We start from the raw sequence: 17,604 nt of genomic DNA, 5'->3' as shown, positions 1-17,604 counted from the left end.
GGAGTATCATGAAAAAACATAGTTTTATTTGGTTTTGGTTATTTTGGTTAACCATTGTGGCCCTGGCTTTTGGTGCCTTATATACGGTTTATTTGGCAGTGGCCCCAACACGGACTGAATTTTCAACCCAAGCAAATACGACGGATTCTTCATTTGATATTTCCTTGAACCGCGACCAGGTTAATGACCTTGCTCAAACCTACCTCAATGATAAAAATGAGGGGAATAAGTACTCGATTAAGGTCACAAGTGACCACGTTTATGCGACTGGCACAGTCAAAATTTTTGGTCAAAGTATGGATGCAAAATTAACGATGGATCCTCAAGTAACGGCTGATGGTAACATCATCTTTGCCGTGAAAAACGTTGACTTAGGTAAGATTTCTTTGCCGGTTAACGTTGCTTTGGGCTACATGAAATCAATGTATTCAGGGCCGAAGGGTGTCAAAATCCAACCTGACCAAAGCCAAATTTCTTTGGATATGGCCAAACTAACCAAGCACGGTCAGTTAACCTTTAAGGCTAAGGAAATTAACCTGGCCGACAATACCTTTAAATTCGCTGGAGTAATTCAATAATGCCAAGTAAGTCACGGACCTTTTATGGTTGGCTGATGACCAACCGTAACCCGGTTGCAGCTGATGAAATTCAACAATTTGCTAACAACGCTTTTTTAGACCAGAGCTTTCCAAAGCAATCGACTAACTTTGACGAGCTTTCAAACTACTTAGAAGGTTCGGCTAGTTATTTAATGTCGATGACGATTTTTGACGAGGCCTGGTCTTTGTACCAAGCTTCACGCTAACAGACGAAAGGAGGCCCTGATGGCACAAGTAATTCAATGGTATCCCGGCCACATGGCCAAGGCTTTTCGCCTGATGAAAGAAAACCTCAACTTGGTCGACATCGTTTTTGAACTCGTTGATGCCCGCTTACCCCAGTCTTCTCGTAACCCAGAAGTTGATAAGCTGATTGGTGATAAGCCCCGGTTACTGGTTTTAACCAAGGCTGATTTAGCCGACCAAAAACAGACGACGGCTTGGAAAAACCACTTTGAAGCTCAAGGGCTGAAAGTGATTGTTTTAGACACCCGTAGTCCAAGAACACCGCAAGTGATGACCAAGGCAGCTAAAACTGTCTTGGCCGATAAGATTGCCGCTCAGACGAGCAAGGGAATCGAAAACCGACCAATTCGAGCAATGCTAGCTGGGATTCCAAACGTCGGTAAGTCGACTTTGCTGAACCACTTGGTTCAAAAAAACGTGGCCCCAACGGCTAATAAGCCCGGTGTGACGAAGAAGATTGCCTGGCTGAAGACACCTGCTGGCTTGGAGATTTTGGATTCTCCCGGCGTTTTGTGGCCAAAGTTTGAAGACCAGTCAATTGGGTTAAAACTAGCCTTGTCAGGGGCCGTTAAGGATACTCTGTTTGCTAAAGACGATGCTGCTTTGACGCTAATTGAGTTCTTCCGTGGCTACCACCAAGAAGCAATTATTGACCGCTACCACTTGGAGGATTCAGCTTTTGATCAAAGTAACGTTGACTTGCTGTTAAATATCACGGCTAAGTTGGGCTTTAAAGATGATTACGATAAGGCGGCAACCCGGATGTTAAACGACCTCCGGCAGGGCAAGCTCGGCCAGTATACTTTGGATTTAATTGATGACTGAAACGATCGCACAAATTAAAGAAGCTTTGCGGACTGCTCGGGTCGATGATGGCCGTTTGATTGAATGGCGGGCTGATCCTCGTAAGGGCGTGGTTACTGCTCTTGCAGCCTTTGATAAGCGACTAGCCAAAGAACAGGCGCAAAAGGCTGCTTTTGAAACGCGGTTTGCGTATGAAAAAGAGCTTTGGAGCCAAGGCTTTCAATCGGTAGCTGGAATTGATGAAGTCGGACGGGGGCCGCTGGCTGGGCCAGTGGTTGCGGCCGCTGTGATTTTACCAGCTGATTTTGACCAATATGGGGTGATTGATTCCAAACAGGTGAGTGCCAAGCACCGGTTGGAGTATGTTCAAACCATCAAAAAAGAGGCCGTCGCCTATGGGCTTGGCGTGGTTGATGCGCAAACAATCGATGAGGTTAATATTTACCAGGCTAGCCGACTGGCGATGAGGGCGGCGGTGTTGGATTTGCAAGAAACAGCAGATTACTTATTAATTGATGCGATGACGGTTGACTTAGACCTGCCACAACAGTCGTTGATTAAGGGTGATGCTTTATCAAATTCAATCGGAGCTGCTAGTATCTTAGCCAAGGTCACCCGTGATGAAATGATGGTTTCTTATGACAAACAATATCCGGGTTACGGCTTTGCTGATAATGCTGGTTATGGGACAGCCGTTCATTTGGCGGGGTTAGAAAAACTTGGGCCAAGCCCAATTCACCGCAAAACCTTTGCCCCGGTTAAAAAATACTTAAATTAACGCAGCACAGTCACTTGTCTGTGCTTTTTTTCAAACCAAGACTTACATAAAGGAAGCAGAAATGACGGACATTAACTTAAGCCCGCGGTTACAAGCGGTGGCTTCATATATTCCCCAAAACGCCATCATGGCTGATATTGGTTCTGACCACGCTTACTTGCCAGCTTGGCTCTTAGAAAAGGGCCAAATTCAACAAGCAGTCGTTGGTGAGGTAGCACAGGGCCCACTTGAAAACGCTGAACATACGGTGAAAGTAGCCGGCTTGCATAACCAGGTGACTACTCGGTTAGCAGATGGTTTGCATGCCATTCATGCTGCTGACCAGGTGTCAACGGTGGTCGTCGCCGGTATGGGTGGTTTGTTAATTGAAAAAATCTTGGCAGAAAAACCAAATAATTTGCCAGCCTTTAACCGGCTCGTCTTGCAGCCCAATACCGACCAAGAGGCGGTTCGAACTTGGTTAAACCAAAACCACTACCAAATTATTGCCGAAGCCATCGTGGCTGAAGGTCGACACCGTTATGAAATTATTGTGGCAGAGCCTGGTGACCAAAACTTAAGTCAGGCAGACCTGTTTTTTGGTCCAGTTTTAAAGCAGGAAAAGAATCCGGTCTTTTTGGATAAGTGGACAGTCGAGTTGAACCGGGTTAACCAAGTCTTAGATAAGCTCAAGGAGGCTGGTCAAGGTCAAAGTCAAAAGTTCAAGGACTTACTCACTAAAAGGGATTTTATTATCAAGGAGGTATTTGATGGTCAAAGCAAGTGATTTAATTCAAAAAATTGAAGCTTTTGCTCCTAAAAATTTGGCTGAAGAAGGGGATCCAACTGGCATCCAGGTTGGTGACCCTGACCAAGAAATTCACCGAGTTATGACAACGTTGGATGTCCGTCCAGAAGTTGTGCAAGAAGCCATTGACCAAGACGTCGATTTTATTTGGTCGCACCATGAACCACTTTTCTTCCCAGCCAGGAACTTGGACTTGTCTAACCCGCAAAACCAGATGTATGCTGACTTAATTAAGCATGACATCGTTGTTTACGCCTCACATACTAACTTAGATGCAACAGTCGGTGGGTTGAATGACTGGCTTTGCCAGGCCTTTGAAATTAAAAATACGAAGCCGTTACTGGCTAATGCTGATGGTCAGTCCGGCTTGGGCCGCATTGGTCAGCTAAAAGAGCCAATGGCCTTAGGACAATATGCCGAATTCGTTAAATCAGCCTGCCAAGTAGAAGCAGTCCGCCTAGTTGCCAAAAATCCGGATCAACCAGTTCAAACCATTGCCGTCCTGGGTGGTGATGGTGGTAAGTTCTGGAAAACGGCTCAGGCAGCCGGTGCAGACCTTTACATTACGGCTGATTTATACTACCATTCAGGTCATGATATCCTGGCAGCTGACTTTGCCGTTTTGGACCCAGACCACCATATGGAAGCCTTGGCGAAAGAACCAATGGCTAATAAGGTGCATACTTGGTTCTCTGGCTTAGAAGCCTTTGCTAGCATAACAAATACTGATCCCTATACCTACTTGTAGGTCAACAACTTCGGAGGTAATTTTATGAGCAGTAAGTATCCAAACTTAGTTTCACGGTTTTTAAAGTACGTTCAAGTCAATACCCAGTCCAATGAGGCCAGTCAAACAACGCCTTCTGATTCGAAGGAAGTCCAATTCTTAAAGAATTTAGCGGTCGAATTGAAGGACCTTGGCTTGAAAAATGTCCGAACAATGAAGGACGGCTACCTTTTTGCTGAGTTACCTTCAACATTGCCAAACGGCGGAGGTGAAAAGGTTGGTTTCATTTCTCACGTTGATACGGCCGACTTTAATAGCGAAAATATCCGGCCCCAAGAAGTCAACAACTACGATGGTCAGTCAATTATTAAATTAGGTGACTCAGGTTTTTCTTTAGACCCTAAGACTTTTCCAAACTTGAATAATTACCAGGGCCATGACCTGATTACAACGGATGGAACAACTTTGCTTGGTGCCGATGACAAAGCTGGGGTTGCTGAAATCATTGCCTTGGCCGAATACTTAATTGCCCATCCAGACTTTTTACACGGACCAGTTCGTTTCGCCTTTGGCCCTGACGAAGAAATTGGCCGTGGTGCTAATAATTTCAACGCTAAGGACTTTGATGCTGACTTTGCCTATACGGTTGATGGTGGACCACTGGGTGAATTGGAATGGGAAACTTTCAATGCCGCTTCGGCGGAAGTCTTGATTAAAGGACAAAACGTTCATCCTGGAACTGCCAAAGACACAATGGTGAATGCGCTTCAAGTTGGTGTTGATTTCCAATCAGCCTTACCAGAACATGACCGTCCTGAAAAAACAGAAGGGCGGGAGGGCTTTTACCACTTAATCGAAATGGTTGGGACACCAGAAGAAGCTAAGTTAACTTACATCATTCGTGACCATGACCGCGCGGTTTTTGAAAATCGTAAGGCAACCATGAAAGGCATTGGCCAACAATTTAACGAGAGTTTCGGCCAAGACCGAGTCGAAGTGACAATTGCTGATCAGTACTACAATATGGGTGAGATCTTAAAGGATAACCAAGAACCGGTAACTTTGGCAAAAGAAGTCATGGAAGACTTACAGATTCAGCCCAAAATCGAACCGGTCCGTGGCGGAACTGATGGGTCAAAGATTACCTTCTTAGGCTTACCGACACCAAACCTATTTGCTGGTGGTGAGAATATGCACGGTCGCTATGAATTTGTTTCTAAGCAGGTCATGGAACAGGCTACGGATGTCTTGCTAGGCATCTTAGCAAAAGCCGCTAAGTAATTTAGCATCTAAACAGCAAAAAAAGACTTGTAAGCTTTGTCAAATAGACGAGAGCTTACAAGTCTTTTTTAGTTAACAATTACTTTTGTGATTCGGCTGACTTTTCTTCTGTATTACCAGTTAAAGCAGGAACCAAAATCAAAGCAGCTTCACCAACAATAACTGTGACGATAGCTGTTGCCGCTGGATTAAAACTAACAGCAGTCATTTGACCAACTAAGTAACCGAGAACCTCACCAAAGAGTGCACACCAGATGGCGGCCATGATATAGCGCATGTTTCCACTTCCTTTGTTATTTACCAACTATAATACGCTCCTTTTTAGAATTCGCAAGGGAAAGAGGCTGATTTTGGGGCAACAATTTTTCGAATCTGTCGGATAGGTTTTTAAAAGAAATTTTCGCCAGGCAAACAAATTTTCGCTATAATACCAGTAGAGTAATTACAACTGGGAGGACTTGTATGTACGCACCACTTCAAATCAAAAGTGCTTATTCACTTTTGCAAAGCCCAAATTCAGTTGAACAAATCATTTTAGCCGCTAAAAACCGTGGCTACCAAGCAGTTTCACTGGCAGAAGAGAACGTTTTGTATGGCCTTGTTAGCTTTTTTAAATTGGCCAAAAAAGCAGGAATCAAGCCGGTTTTTTCGCTATCGTTAAAAGTTAACGGCCTTGTCAATATTGCCACTGAGTTTCCTGTTTTATTGACCGCTTTAAATCAAATAGGTTACCAAAACTTGGTTTTTTTGTCTTCTAAAAAGATGACCCGAGAAGACGGTGAATCGTTTACTTTTGCGGATTTGGCCGATCATTTGGATGGCTTAGCAGTGACGCTGACGCCGCAATCAGAACTAGGACAGCTCATCGTTGGCCATGATGATAGTATTAAAACCTATTTTGACCAATTAAAAAAGGCGACCAAATCAGAAAAGTTTTACCTCGGTATTAATCCAACCCTATCTGCGGGCCACCAGGAAGCTTTGATTCGCTTTGCTAAGGATTCAAATTTAAGGTTAATCGCTTGGGACCAAATTGATTATTTGAACCAAGAAGACGCCTTTTCGACTCAGGTTTTAAAGGCCATCAAGCAAGGGACGCAATTAACTGACTTGAACTTGTTGGCTAATGAAAAGGGCGCCTTTTACTTAAAGCCCTTAGATGAGGTGAAAGCATCTTACCAGCAAAACCCAGACTTAGCCCAAGCCTTTCAAACCAATGCTGGTTTAATTGACCAGGCTGCGGTTGAGCTGACTTTTAAAAAGCCTAGTTTGCCAGTCTTTCAACAAGACTCTGGTTTAGACTCAAAAACATACCTCACAAAGTTGGTGCAGGCTGGTTTAAAAAGACGGCTGGCCGATTTTTCTGGAAACACGCAACCTTACGTTGACCGCTTAGAAAAAGAACTGGCAGTCATTACTGACTTAGGTTTTGCCGATTATTTCTTGATTGTTTGGGATATCCTAAAATATGCCCATGACCACCAAATTCAAACCGGAGCAGGCCGTGGTTCTGCTGCCGGTTCCCTAGTGGCTTATACGTTGGGAATTACCAATGTTGACCCTTTGATTGATGGTTTGTTGTTTGAACGGTTCTTAAATAAAGACCGAGCCCAAATGCCAGATATTGATATTGACTGGCCTGATGACCGTCGCGATAAGGTTCTAGCATACTTGCATGAAAAGTATGGGCAGGCAGACTTTGCCCAAATTATTACCTTTGGTACTTTGGCCGCCAAGCAGGCGTTGCGCGATACAGCCCGGGTTTTTGGCTTGGATACAAAAGACCAGAAAAAATTGTCAGATGGTATTCCAGCTGGGAAAAATGGTCGTAAAGTCCCTCTGATGGAGGCGTGGAATAGTCCAGATGGCAAGTTGCAGCGAGCAGTTAGCCACTTAGAATATGGTCAATTGCTCTTTAAAACTGCTTTGGCCCTAGAAGACCTACCACGGAATTACTCGACCCACGCGGCGGGAATTGTTTTAGCGAAGGAACCCTTAGTTAAGACGTTACCCGTCCAAGCGGGGAGTGATGGTTACTTACTAACCCAAGTTGAAAAGGGACCAGTTGAAGAACTAGGACTATTGAAAATCGATATTTTGGGTCTGACCAATTTGAAAATTTTGGCCCAAACGATTGACTTAGCAAAAGATGATTTGCCTGATGGCTTTGACATTAAAAAAGTGCCGTTGACCGATGAAAAGACTCTTGGTGTATTTGCCCAAGGTCAAACGACAGGGATTTTTCAGTTCGAATCAGCTGGGATGAAAAACGTTTTGCGACGGCTTCGGGTCGATGACTTCCGCCTGATTGTGGCTGCAACCGCTTTGTACCGGCCAGGACCAAGTCAACACATTGATTCCTTTATCAAACGCCGGCTAAAAGAGGAGATAATTCCAAGCGTTGACCCAGTGGTTGACCACATTTTGGCTGAAACCTACGGCATTTTGGTTTACCAGGAGCAAGTGATGCAAGTAGCGGCTGCCTATGCTGGTTTTTCTTTGTCTCAGGCCGATTTTTTACGGTCTGCGATGTCTAAAAAGAAGCAAGAACAGATGGCTTCAGCCAAAACCGCCTTTATCAAAGGGGCAATTAAAAAGGGTCACCAGCAAAAAGAAGCTGAGCAGCTCTTTGAATATATTGACCAGTTTGCCAACTATGGTTTCAATAAGTCGCACGCGGTTGCCTATAGTCAGCTCTCCTATGACTTGGCTTACATGAAGGCCCATTATCCACTGGCCTTTTATACCGCTTTACTAAACGCTCACCAAGGTGGGGCTGATAAGGCCCAAACGTACTTAGCTGAGGCTAAGAAAGTTGGCTTGAAAGTCTTGCCTCCAGACGTTAACCTTTCGAAAAAGACCTGGCGTATTCAAGCAGGGGCCTTAGTGATGGGCCTACAAAATATTTCTGGGCTGCAAACGGCCTTTGTGAATGAATTACTGGCTGCAAGAAACGCAGTTGGCAAGTTTGATAGCTTGCAAGATTTGATTAAGGCATTGCCAGACAAGTTCCGCCAAGAAAAGTACCTCACGCAGTTGGTTTATGCTGGGGCCTTGGACCACTTCGGTTATAACCGGGCAGAATTATTGGTAAACATTCCAGATTTGATTAGTGCGGCTGCCTTTGGCGACTTGGTCTTGTCTGAAACAAAGATTAAAAAGCAGGCAGACTTGCCACTTGTTGAACGGTTGCAAAAAGAAAAAGACGCTTTGGGCTTTAACTTGTCCGGCCATCCAAGCGAGGACTTTCAAGCGTACTTTGATGAAGGGCGGGTAGTGCCAATTGACAACTTGTCCGAAAACCAAACCGTCCAAGTCCTTGGCTTGGTTAAGAATGTTAAAACAATCAAGACCAAGAAGGGCGACCCAATGGCCTTTTTGTCAATTTCAGATATGACGGGGGCAGTCGATGTCACGGTTTTCCCAAAGCTTTATGAAAAAAAACAGGGTGACTTAAGAATCGGTAAGTTGGCTATGGTTACTGGTAAAACAGAAGTTCGTCAGGGCCTAGCAGTAATTGCTAACCAAATTAGTGCTTTGGATCCAAGTCAAGCGCCAGCGGCTGTCCAAAATCAAGAGCAACAGCACCCAGTACACCAGGTAGACCAAAAGCAAGAATCAAAAAAACAATTCACCAATGGGACATGGTTCCTTCGGTTCGATGAAGAACACGACGATGAGCAAATCAAGCGTCAATTATGGCAATTGATGCAACAAAATCCTGGAAATTATCCAGTAATTTTGTATTGGCCAGTATCAAAAACGAGAAAAGTCTTACCAGACCAATATAATTTAGCCAAATCAGACCAGGTCAAAAGTGCTTTAGAACGGGTTTTGGGTGAAAAAAATGTTATTTTCCGACAAAAAGACTAAATTGTGTCTTGTGAACTGGTTATAGAGTGTATTACAATATGAAAAGGAAGTTGTTTGTAGGCAACTCACCAAGATATCAAAGGAGCTATTTACCCATGAAAAAGACGAAAATCGTCTCAACACTTGGTCCATCATCAACTGATGTTGACACTATTGTGAAGTTAATCGAAGCTGGTGCGAACGTATTCCGTTTCAACTTCTCTCACGGTGATCACGAAGAACACCTTGGTCGTATGCAAGCTGTTAAGGAAGCTGAAAAGATCACTGGTAAGACAGTTGGTTTCTTGCTTGACACAAAGGGTGCGGAAATCCGTACTACTAAGCAAGCTGACGGTAAGATTGAATTTGCCACTGGTGATGTTTTCCGCATCTCAATGGACGACAGCTTGGAAGGTACTAAGGAAAAGATTGCTGTTACCTACCCAGGATTGTTTGACGATGTTAAGGTTGGCGGACAAGTTCTCTTTGATGATGGTTTGTTAGCTACAACTGTCACTGAAAAAGACGATGCCAACAAGGAATTGGTCGTTAAGGCTGAAAATCACGGTTTGCTTGGTTCACGTAAGGGTGTTAACGCACCTGGCGTTTCAATCAACTTGCCTGGTATCACTGAAAAGGATGCTGATGACATCCGCTTTGGTTTGGACCACGAAATCAACTACATCGCTGCTTCATTCGTTCGTAAGCCTGAAGATGTTTTGGACATCCGTGCCTTGTTGAAGGAAAAGAACATGGAACACGTTCAAATCATCCCTAAGATCGAATCACAAGAAGGTATCGATAACTTGGATGCTGTCTTGGATGTTTCTGATGGTTTGATGGTTCCACGTGGTGACATGGGTGTTGAAATCCCTGCTCAAAACGTGCCTTTGATCCAAAAGGACATGATCGAAAAGATGAACAAGCGTGGATTGCCAGTTATCACTGCCACTCAAATGCTTGACTCAATGGAAGAAAACCCACGCCCAACGCGTGCCGAAGCTTCTGATGTTGCCAACGCTGTCTTTGATGGTACTGATGCAACGATGCTTTCTGGTGAATCAGCTAACGGTGATTACCCAGTTGAAGCTGTTGCTACTATGGCTGCTATCGATGAAAAGGCAGAAACTGCTTTGAAGTTGTACAGCCGTCACGCTGACACTTTCTATGGTGATGATGACGTTGAATCAGTTGCTTCAGCAGCTGCACGTTTGTCAGACTCTGTTGAAGCCAAGGCTGTTGTTGTCTTGACTGAATCAGGTTATGCTGCTCGCATGGTTTCAAAGCACCGTCCAGCTGCAATGACAATCGCATTGGCATCAACTGAACGTGTACAACGTGGTTTGACTTTGAACAACGGTATTTTGCCAGTCTTGGCTGATGCTCCTAAGTCAGTTGATGACTTGGTTGCACTTGCTAAGGAAACTGCTAAGGCTAAGGGCTTGGCAGAAGCTGGTGACAAGATTGTTGTGGTATCTGTTGCCCCAATCGACCCATCAAAGCCAACTAACAACGTTTCTGTTGAAACTCTTTAATGATTAGTTGAAAAGTCCGATTAATTTCGGGCTTTTTTTGTGCCTGAAAATTGGTAGAGATGGTGCTTTGACTTGCCTTGATTTTGTGTCGCAAAATGAGGCTTAATGGTATAATAAAAGCAGGAACACTGGTACTTAAGAAGACGTTTTTGTCAACTCGGCTACCAGGTTTCCGACCAAGAAGTGTGCTACGTAGAAATCACTCGTTCTATGATAAAATAGGACTAGTTTAATTTAAACGAGGTAAAAAATTTTTGGCAACGCAAACTGAAAAACTGTTCACCTTTGAAAACATTGAACAACAGACCAAGATTGCTGGTCCAAAGGACCAACTTCTTTCTTTATTAGAAGAAGGACTAGGGGTTAAACTTCTTGTTCGCGGCAACCAGGTTGCCATTCAAGGAGAATCTGAGCAGGCGTCAATGACCCTGTCTGTCCTAGAAGCTTTGGCCCAGTTGATTAAAAAACAGATTTCAATTGGGCCAGCGGATGTTATGTCTGCGGTTACGATGGTCAAAAAGGGGACACTTCAGTATTTTGCTGACCTCTATAGTGAAAGCATTATTAAAGATAACAAGGGTCGGTCAATCCGGGTTAAAAATTATGGTCAACGGCAATATATCCAGGCAATTCGCAAGAATGATTTGACCTTTGGAATTGGTCCCGCCGGGACTGGAAAGACCTTTTTGGCGGTAGCCATGGCCATTTCTGCCTTGAAAAAGGGTGAGGTGGAACGGATTGTAATTACTCGTCCAGCCGTTGAAGCCGGTGAATCACTTGGGTTCTTGCCAGGTGATTTAAAAGAAAAGGTTGACCCTTATATGCGGCCAATCTATGATGCTATGAATACCCTAGTTGGTTCTGAGCACGTTGCCCGGTTAATTGAACGGGGGGGTTTGGAAATTGCACCATTAGCTTATATGCGTGGGCGGACCTTAGATGATGCTTTTATCATTGTCGATGAAGCTCAAAACACGACGAATGCGCAAATGAAGATGATTTTAACCCGACTTGGTTTTGGGTCAAAAATGGTCGTAAACGGTGACCCATCTCAAATTGACTTGCCACATGGCGTTCGGTCTGGCTTAATTGCTGCTCGACGGATTTTGGAAAATGTTAATCGGATTGGTTTTATTACCTTTCAAAGTGCAGATGTTGTCCGTCACCCAGTTGTTGGACAAATTGTTTCTGCTTATGAAGCGGCCGATGCCCGCCTCGCTGAATTAAAGAACAAGCAAAAGGAAGCCGAAGTTTAATGGATTTAGCTTTAATTGATCAAACAAAAGAAGGCGTTACCCAGTTCCACCAGGACTTGGTTCGCGCTGTCTTAAACTATGCCGGTTCATACTTAGATTTGCCGGACAATACCGAGATGTCGGTCACCTTTATGAATAACGATGAAATCCAGGCTTATAACCGTGATTACCGTGATAAGGATAAGCCTACTGATGTTATTTCATTTGCCATTGAAGAAGATGGGGACGATAGTCCCGTAATTTTTGATGAAGAAATGGAAGAAGATATCGCCAAGAATATTGGCGATATCCTTGTTTCAGTCGATATTATTGAAAGCCAGGCGGAATACCTCGGTCATTCCTTTGAACGGGAACTGGGATTTTTAGTTGTTCACGGCTTTTTGCACCTGAACGGTTATGACCACATGTTGGGCGATGCCGAAGAAAAAGAAATGTTTGACCTGCAAAGGAAAATTTTAGATGACTACGGACTCGCACGATAAGAACCAAGAAGAAACAGAAAAGTACCAACCCAAGTCGACCTTTGAAAAAATGGCCGAAAAGACGAACCCTGAAGCGCCCTCAGGACGGAATAAAAACTTCTTTATTTCAATGTTTCACGCCCTTCGTGGAATTTTTATGATGGTTGTCCGGGAGCGCAATATCCGCTTTCACTTGAGCTTTGCCTTTTTCGCTTTGGTCATGGGCCTTTACTTTGGCCTAAACCGGTCAGAATGGCTGTGGGTCGTAATTGGTGTCTTTTTGCCAATTTATAGTGAGTTCTTGAACACGGTAGTGGAAGCTGTGGTTGATTTGGTGGTTGAACGGAAGTACCACCCGTTAGCAGGACTGGTGAAGGATGTCGCTGCTGGAATGGTCTTGGTAGCGGTGGCTGCCGAATTAATCATTTTGGCTCTGATCTTCCAGCCTCACGTCTGGCACTACTTTGGTATTCAGACAGACTTTTCACGTTTCGTCCACCGATTGAGAGGGTAAGATATGACAAAAGAAGGATTCAAATCAGGCTTTGTGGCCATTATTGGTCGGCCAAACGTTGGAAAGTCGACGCTGTTAAACCGGATTGTCGGTGAAAAAATTGCGATTATGTCTAACAAGGCACAAACGACTCGGAACAAGATTCAAGGAATTTATACAACCGATGAGGCACAAGTGGTCTTCATCGATACGCCAGGAATCCATAAGCCTAAGAATTCATTAGGTGATTACATGGTTAAATCAGCCTTCTCAGCCCTTCATGAAGCGGATGCGATTTGGTTTGTTGCCGATGCTAGCATGAAGCGTGGTGGTGGTGATAATTACATTATTAACCGTTTAAAAGAAGTACAAAATACGCCAATGTACTTGCTGATTAACAAGGTTGATTTGTTAAACAAGGAAGACTTGTTTGCGGTAATCAATGAGTACCAAGAAGATGCACCGGCTTGGAAGGAAATTTTCCCAATTTCTGCTACCGAAGGTGATAACGTTCCAGAATTGTTAGATACAGTCATCGGCGACCTTGATGAAGGTCCACAGTACTTTGATTCTGACCAGCTAACAGACCACCCAGAACGGTTTGTTATTGCTGAATTAATTCGTGAAAAGGTTTTGCAACTAACCAAGCAAGAAGTGCCACACTCAGTGGCTGTGGTGATTGATAAAATCGAGTCCGACCCTGATGGCTTGGTTCATATCCAAGCAACCATTGTGGTTGAACGGCCAACACAAAAGAATATTGTGATTGGTAAGCAGGGACAAATGATTAAGCAAATTGGTACCCGGGCCAGAAAAGATATTGAACGTCTCTTAGGGTCAAAAGTCTTTTTGGAAACTTGGGTGAAGGTCGAAGAACGCTGGCGTGACCGGCCGCAGGCTTTACAGTCATTTGGCTACCGCAAAGACGATTTTTAAAAGAGAACCAAACAGGTTGTAAAACGAGGCTAGTTGTTAAAACGGTCTCGTTTTTATTAAGAGATTTGGAAAGGAGGGCCTGATGGCATTAGTTGAAGGAATTATTTTGTATACCAGGTCCTACCGGGATAACGACCTCTTGGTCCGCGTTTTTACTAAAGACCAGGGGATTCTTACCTTCATGGCCCGCGGTGCCAAAAAGCCAAAGTCAAAAATCGGCTTTGCCTGTCAGCCTTACACCTGGCTAATATTTGACGGCGCTTACCCGAAAAATGGAGCTGGCCTGGGCTTTATGAATGATATCCAAGATAGTCGACCTAATAAAGCGGTTGGGACTGATATTACCATTAGTGCTTATGCAGCCTTAATCGCTAAGCTCTTGGACCTAGCCTTTGAAGAAGGGCAGAGTAAACCTAAATGGTATCAGAAGGCCGTCATCGGTTTTCAAAAACTAGAAGAAGGTGTTGACCCCCAAGTCATTACGAATATCTTCGAGCTACAGTTGTTGCCGATTTTTGGTGTTGCCCCAAACTGGCAGGCTGACCCAATTTCAGGGGCAGTCACTGGTAATTTTGATTATTCAGAAAAATATAATGGCATCATTGATAGTTCACACTTTGACTTGGACGATAACCGTTTGAACTTAGACCAAAAAACGGTTTATTATTTGCGGCAGTTTTCTGCGATTGATTTGAGTAAGTTAGGCCAGGTTAGTTTGTCATTAGTTACCAAACGAGGCGTTCAGCGTCTAATTGACTACCTTTACGACCGTCAGGTCGGACTACGACCAAAAGAAAAAGTCTTTATCCAAAAAATGGCTGCCTGGGAAGGACAGCTAACCGTCCCTGTTAGGAGAGAAAAACCATGAAAAAAATTTTAGTACTACATACCGGTGGCACGATTGCCATGCATGAAGAGGCCGGTGGTGCTGTTGAACAGGGGAGTGAAAACCCGCTGAATAATGTGCAATTCAATTTGCCAGAAGTTGATTTAACAGTCGAAAACATTTTTCACCTGCCATCAGAGCACATCACCCCTGACCATATGTTAGCGTTGTATACCCGCTTAAAAGACGCTGACAAGGACTTTGACGGGGTGGTTATTACTCATGGGACTGATACCTTGGAAGAAACCTCATTCTTCTTAGATAATACCTTAAACTTGGAAATTCCAGTGGTCATGACCGGGGCAATGCGGTCTTCAAATGAAATTGGCGCGGACGGCCTCTATAATTACCAGTCAGCTCTACGGGTTGCCATTGATGACCAGTCCAAGGGTCGTGGTGTTTTAGTGGTCTTAAATGACGAAATTCATGCTGCGCGCTTTGTGACAAAAACCCATGCAACGAATGTTGCCACCTTTGCTTCACCAATTTCTGGTGCAATGGGTATGGTCAATAAGCGTAAGATTTTATTCTTTTATGACCTACCAAGTAAGCAAACATATCCGATTAAGGCTGTTACAAAAAGAATTCCGGTTATGAAAGCCTATGCCGGAATGGATGGCCATATTTTGACCTTGCTGGCTGATGCTGGAATTGATGGCATCGTGATTGAAGCTCTTGGGGCCGGAAATTTGGGGCAGGACGCGGCACGCGGTGTTTTGGACCTACTGGCAAAGGATATTCCAGTCGTCATTGTTTCACGATCCTTTAAGGGAATTGCTGAACCCGTCTATGATTACTTGGGCGGGGGTGTTCAGTTAGAAAATGATGGGGCCATCTTTGCCACAGCGGTCAACGGTCAAAAAGCACGGTTGAAACTGTTAATCGGTCTGGAAAACGGCCTAAACACGAACGATTTAAGCGATTTCTTGCATGAATTTTAATAAAAGTCATACTTAACTCACCAAAAATGAGAAAGCATTTGCTATAATAACTATAAAGTAATTTAGATGTTGCTTCGTTGTTGGTCCCATTTGATGTAATTTTTGCTAGGAGAGCAGATCATGAATTTCACAGAACACGACCCATTGATTTTTTCAGCAATTCAACAAGAAGGCGCCCGCCAAAACCGGACAATCGAATTGATTGCTTCTGAAAACTTTGCTTCAAAAGCAGTCCGGGCGGCCCAAGGGTCCGTTTTGACAAACAAGTACGCTGAAGGTTACCCATACAAGCGTTATTATGGTGGAACTGAATACGTTGATATTGTTGAACAAGCAGCAATTGACCGTTTGAAGAAATTGTTTGGGGCCGAATACGCCAACGTTCAACCACACTCAGGTTCACAGGCTAACGCCGCTGCTTACATGGCCTTTTTGAATCCCGGTGACACGATCTTGGGAATGGACTTGGATGCCGGTGGTCACTTGACCCACGGTGCTAAGGTTTCTTTCTCTGGTAAGGTTTACCATTCAGAAAGCTATGGCTTGGACCCTGAAACTGAAACAATTGACTATGATGCAGTTTTGGCCAAGGCCAAAGAAGTTAAGCCACAAATGATCGTGGCCGGTGCTTCAGCATATTCTCGTTTCATCGACTTTAAGAAGTTCCGTGAAATTGCTGATGAAGTTGGCGCTTTCTTGATGGTCGACATGGCCCACATCGCTGGTTTAGTAGCCGTTGGCTTGCACCAAAACCCAGTTGGGATTGCTGATGTTGTGACGTCAACGACTCACAAGACTTTGCGTGGCCCACGCGGTGGGGTAATCTTGTCACAAGAAAAGTATGCCAAGAAGATTAACTCAGCCATCTTCCCAGGTTCACAAGGTGGGCCTTTGGAACACGTGATTGCTGCTAAGGCTGTTGCCTTTGGTGAAGCTTTGCAACCTGAATTTAAGGACTATGCTAAGCAAATCATCAAGAACTCTAAGGCGATGGTGGAAGTCTTTAACCAAGAAGACGATATCCGGGTCGTTGCCGGTGGAACTGACAACCACTTGTTTAACTTGGATTTGACCAAGACAGGTTTGACCGGTAAGGAAACGCAAGAATTGTTGGACAAGGTTTCAATTACGACCAACAAGGAAGCTTTGCCAAATGAAGAACGCAGCCCATTCATCACTTCTGGAATCCGAATTGGAACACCAGCCATTACAACTCGTGGCTTTAACGAAGAAGCTAGCGCAGAAGTGGCTCACTTGATTGCCGATGCTATCCATAACCATGATGATGAAAAGGCTTTGAAGGAAATTAAGGCTAAGGCAGAAAAGCTTGCCATGGTTCACCCGCTTCCTTAATAAGTCAACTTATTTTAAAAAAGCTGGTTAACAGCTTTTTTATTTTACCTATAGAGGTTTTTATGACTGATAAAAAGCAAGTTCGCAAGGAGCAAATCAAAAAGTTAAAGGCTCTAAAAGAGGCGGACAAAGAAGAACAAGAGCAAATTTTGTATCAAAAATTATTTGAAAGTCAGGCCTGGGAAGAGGCTCAAGTGGTTGCTGTCACGGCGGCTTTGCCCTTTGAGGTTGAAACCAAACCGATTATGACAGCTGCCTGGGGGGCCGGAAAGACGGTTGCCCTAGATAAGATTAAAGGGAATGACTTGGAATTTGTAAAAATTACCGAAGAGACGGTCTTAGAAGATGGGTCAAGTTTTGGAATCTTAGAGCCTAAGAGTAATGAAGTCATTACCAAAGCTGAAATCGACCTTTTGTTAGTGCCAGGGGTTGCTTTTTCAAGTGATAACCGCCGGATTGGCTTTGGTGGTGGTTACTATGACCGCTATTTAGATGGCTTTACGGGCCATTCAATCGCTTTAGCACTAAAAGAACAAGTCCGGGATGACTTTGATTCTGAAAGCTTTGACCAAGTAGTTAACCAAGTCATTCGCTAATTTTTCAGATAAATATGAGAGCTAGAGGGGAACCTCTGGCTTTTTTCTTAGTAATTTTTTAACCGTTTTCTCT

The 17,604-nt window shown here is 44.1% G+C and carries 18 protein-coding genes; 17 read left to right on the top strand and 1 reads right to left on the bottom strand.

Going from position 1 to position 17,604, the window contains the following annotated elements; all coding sequences use genetic code 11:
• The first annotated feature begins 8 nt into the window (after positions 1–8).
• The 7 genes from AC5162_RS04555 (at position 9) to pepT (ending at position 5,222) form a co-directional block, all read left to right on the top strand.
• A complete protein-coding gene (locus AC5162_RS04555) occupies positions 9–578 on the top strand; it encodes a YpmS family protein (protein ID WP_496534071.1) in 570 nt (189 codons plus the stop codon).
• Positions 578–805 carry a YozE family protein gene (locus AC5162_RS04550; protein ID WP_496534070.1) on the top strand — a complete coding sequence of 76 codons (228 nt, stop codon included), beginning with the start codon at positions 578–580 and terminating at the stop codon, positions 803–805. Before AC5162_RS04555 ends, AC5162_RS04550 begins: the two co-directional genes overlap by 1 nt.
• A 19-nt stretch (positions 806–824) precedes the next feature.
• The gene (gene ylqF / locus AC5162_RS04545) at positions 825–1,670 is read left to right on the top strand and encodes a ribosome biogenesis GTPase YlqF (protein WP_496534069.1); all 846 of its coding nucleotides are present in this window, start codon (positions 825–827) and stop codon (positions 1,668–1,670) included.
• On the top strand, positions 1,663–2,427 hold the full coding sequence (rnhB, locus tag AC5162_RS04540; RefSeq protein ID WP_496534068.1) for a ribonuclease HII: 765 nt from the start codon (positions 1,663–1,665) through the stop codon (positions 2,425–2,427). The genes ylqF and rnhB overlap by 8 nt, the downstream gene beginning before the upstream one ends.
• Positions 2,428–2,488: 61 nt before the next feature.
• A complete protein-coding gene (locus AC5162_RS04535; protein ID WP_496534067.1) occupies positions 2,489–3,193 on the top strand; it encodes a tRNA (adenine(22)-N(1))-methyltransferase in 705 nt (234 codons plus the stop codon).
• Entirely contained in the window at positions 3,177–3,962 is a 786-nt protein-coding gene (locus AC5162_RS04530; protein WP_496534066.1) for a Nif3-like dinuclear metal center hexameric protein, read from the top strand. The genes AC5162_RS04535 and AC5162_RS04530 overlap by 17 nt, the downstream gene beginning before the upstream one ends.
• 24 nt (positions 3,963–3,986) lie before the next feature.
• Complete coding sequence (gene pepT / locus AC5162_RS04525) at positions 3,987–5,222, top strand: peptidase T (RefSeq protein WP_496534065.1); 1,236 nt, start codon at positions 3,987–3,989, stop codon at positions 5,220–5,222.
• A gap of 79 nt (positions 5,223–5,301) precedes the next feature.
• On the opposite strand, the gene AC5162_RS04520 is transcribed toward pepT, so the two are convergent.
• Complete coding sequence (locus tag AC5162_RS04520; protein WP_496534064.1) at positions 5,302–5,499, bottom strand: YjzD family protein; 198 nt, start codon at positions 5,497–5,499, stop codon at positions 5,302–5,304.
• Positions 5,500–5,684: 185 nt separating this feature from the next.
• Between AC5162_RS04520 and AC5162_RS04515 the strand changes: the two genes are divergently transcribed.
• From AC5162_RS04515 to AC5162_RS04470, 10 genes are all read left to right on the top strand, one after another.
• Positions 5,685–9,095, top strand: coding sequence for a DNA polymerase III subunit alpha (locus AC5162_RS04515; RefSeq protein ID WP_496534063.1), 3,411 nt, complete (start codon positions 5,685–5,687; stop codon positions 9,093–9,095).
• A 95-nt stretch (positions 9,096–9,190) separates the two neighbouring features.
• Positions 9,191–10,609: a pyruvate kinase gene (gene pyk / locus AC5162_RS04510; RefSeq protein WP_496534062.1), complete on the top strand. Its 1,419-nt coding sequence runs from the start codon at positions 9,191–9,193 to the stop codon at positions 10,607–10,609.
• A gap of 254 nt (positions 10,610–10,863) precedes the next feature.
• Complete coding sequence (locus AC5162_RS04505) at positions 10,864–11,865, top strand: PhoH family protein (RefSeq protein WP_496534061.1); 1,002 nt, start codon at positions 10,864–10,866, stop codon at positions 11,863–11,865.
• Positions 11,865–12,347 carry an rRNA maturation RNase YbeY gene (gene ybeY / locus AC5162_RS04500; protein ID WP_496534060.1) on the top strand — a complete coding sequence of 161 codons (483 nt, stop codon included), beginning with the start codon at positions 11,865–11,867 and terminating at the stop codon, positions 12,345–12,347. The genes AC5162_RS04505 and ybeY overlap by 1 nt, the downstream gene beginning before the upstream one ends.
• A 49-nt stretch (positions 12,348–12,396) precedes the next feature.
• Positions 12,397–12,840: a diacylglycerol kinase family protein gene (locus AC5162_RS04495; protein ID WP_496534115.1), complete on the top strand. Its 444-nt coding sequence runs from the start codon at positions 12,397–12,399 to the stop codon at positions 12,838–12,840.
• A 3-nt stretch (positions 12,841–12,843) separates the two neighbouring features.
• A complete protein-coding gene (gene era / locus AC5162_RS04490) occupies positions 12,844–13,755 on the top strand; it encodes a GTPase Era (protein WP_496534059.1) in 912 nt (303 codons plus the stop codon).
• A gap of 82 nt (positions 13,756–13,837) precedes the next feature.
• Complete coding sequence (recO, locus tag AC5162_RS04485; RefSeq protein ID WP_496534058.1) at positions 13,838–14,623, top strand: DNA repair protein RecO; 786 nt, start codon at positions 13,838–13,840, stop codon at positions 14,621–14,623.
• Positions 14,620–15,582, top strand: coding sequence for an asparaginase (locus AC5162_RS04480; protein ID WP_496534057.1), 963 nt, complete (start codon positions 14,620–14,622; stop codon positions 15,580–15,582). Before recO ends, AC5162_RS04480 begins: the two co-directional genes overlap by 4 nt.
• 120 nt (positions 15,583–15,702) lie before the next feature.
• Positions 15,703–16,935 (top strand): serine hydroxymethyltransferase, encoded by a 1,233-nt coding sequence (glyA, locus tag AC5162_RS04475; RefSeq protein WP_496534056.1) that lies wholly within the window; start codon positions 15,703–15,705, stop codon positions 16,933–16,935.
• A 62-nt stretch (positions 16,936–16,997) separates the two neighbouring features.
• Positions 16,998–17,531, top strand: coding sequence for a 5-formyltetrahydrofolate cyclo-ligase (locus AC5162_RS04470; protein ID WP_496534055.1), 534 nt, complete (start codon positions 16,998–17,000; stop codon positions 17,529–17,531).
• Positions 17,532–17,604 lie beyond the last annotated feature (73 nt).

It is taken from the genome of Fructobacillus sp. ChS1-6f1-1-27 (assembly GCF_059579415.1).
This window is presented reverse-complemented; position numbering and strand designations above follow the sequence as displayed.

Bases quoted from the DNA above. Each gene is read 5' to 3' on its own strand.
- AC5162_RS04555 (WP_496534071.1), top strand. From the start codon at position 9: ATGAAAAAACATAGTTTTATTTGGTTTTGGTTATTTTGGTTAACCATT.
- AC5162_RS04550 (WP_496534070.1), top strand. From the start codon at position 578: ATGCCAAGTAAGTCACGGACCTTTTATGGTTGGCTGATGACCAACCGT.
- ylqF (WP_496534069.1), top strand. From the start codon at position 825: ATGGCACAAGTAATTCAATGGTATCCCGGCCACATGGCCAAGGCTTTT.
- rnhB (WP_496534068.1), top strand. From the start codon at position 1,663: ATGACTGAAACGATCGCACAAATTAAAGAAGCTTTGCGGACTGCTCGG.
- AC5162_RS04535 (WP_496534067.1), top strand. From the start codon at position 2,489: ATGACGGACATTAACTTAAGCCCGCGGTTACAAGCGGTGGCTTCATAT.
- AC5162_RS04530 (WP_496534066.1), top strand. From the start codon at position 3,177: ATGGTCAAAGCAAGTGATTTAATTCAAAAAATTGAAGCTTTTGCTCCT.
- pepT (WP_496534065.1), top strand. From the start codon at position 3,987: ATGAGCAGTAAGTATCCAAACTTAGTTTCACGGTTTTTAAAGTACGTT.
- AC5162_RS04520 (WP_496534064.1), bottom strand. From the start codon at position 5,499: ATGCGCTATATCATGGCCGCCATCTGGTGTGCACTCTTTGGTGAGGTT.
- AC5162_RS04515 (WP_496534063.1), top strand. From the start codon at position 5,685: ATGTACGCACCACTTCAAATCAAAAGTGCTTATTCACTTTTGCAAAGC.
- pyk (WP_496534062.1), top strand. From the start codon at position 9,191: ATGAAAAAGACGAAAATCGTCTCAACACTTGGTCCATCATCAACTGAT.
- ybeY (WP_496534060.1), top strand. From the start codon at position 11,865: ATGGATTTAGCTTTAATTGATCAAACAAAAGAAGGCGTTACCCAGTTC.
- AC5162_RS04495 (WP_496534115.1), top strand. From the start codon at position 12,397: ATGGCCGAAAAGACGAACCCTGAAGCGCCCTCAGGACGGAATAAAAAC.
- era (WP_496534059.1), top strand. From the start codon at position 12,844: ATGACAAAAGAAGGATTCAAATCAGGCTTTGTGGCCATTATTGGTCGG.
- recO (WP_496534058.1), top strand. From the start codon at position 13,838: ATGGCATTAGTTGAAGGAATTATTTTGTATACCAGGTCCTACCGGGAT.
- AC5162_RS04480 (WP_496534057.1), top strand. From the start codon at position 14,620: ATGAAAAAAATTTTAGTACTACATACCGGTGGCACGATTGCCATGCAT.
- glyA (WP_496534056.1), top strand. From the start codon at position 15,703: ATGAATTTCACAGAACACGACCCATTGATTTTTTCAGCAATTCAACAA.
- AC5162_RS04470 (WP_496534055.1), top strand. From the start codon at position 16,998: ATGACTGATAAAAAGCAAGTTCGCAAGGAGCAAATCAAAAAGTTAAAG.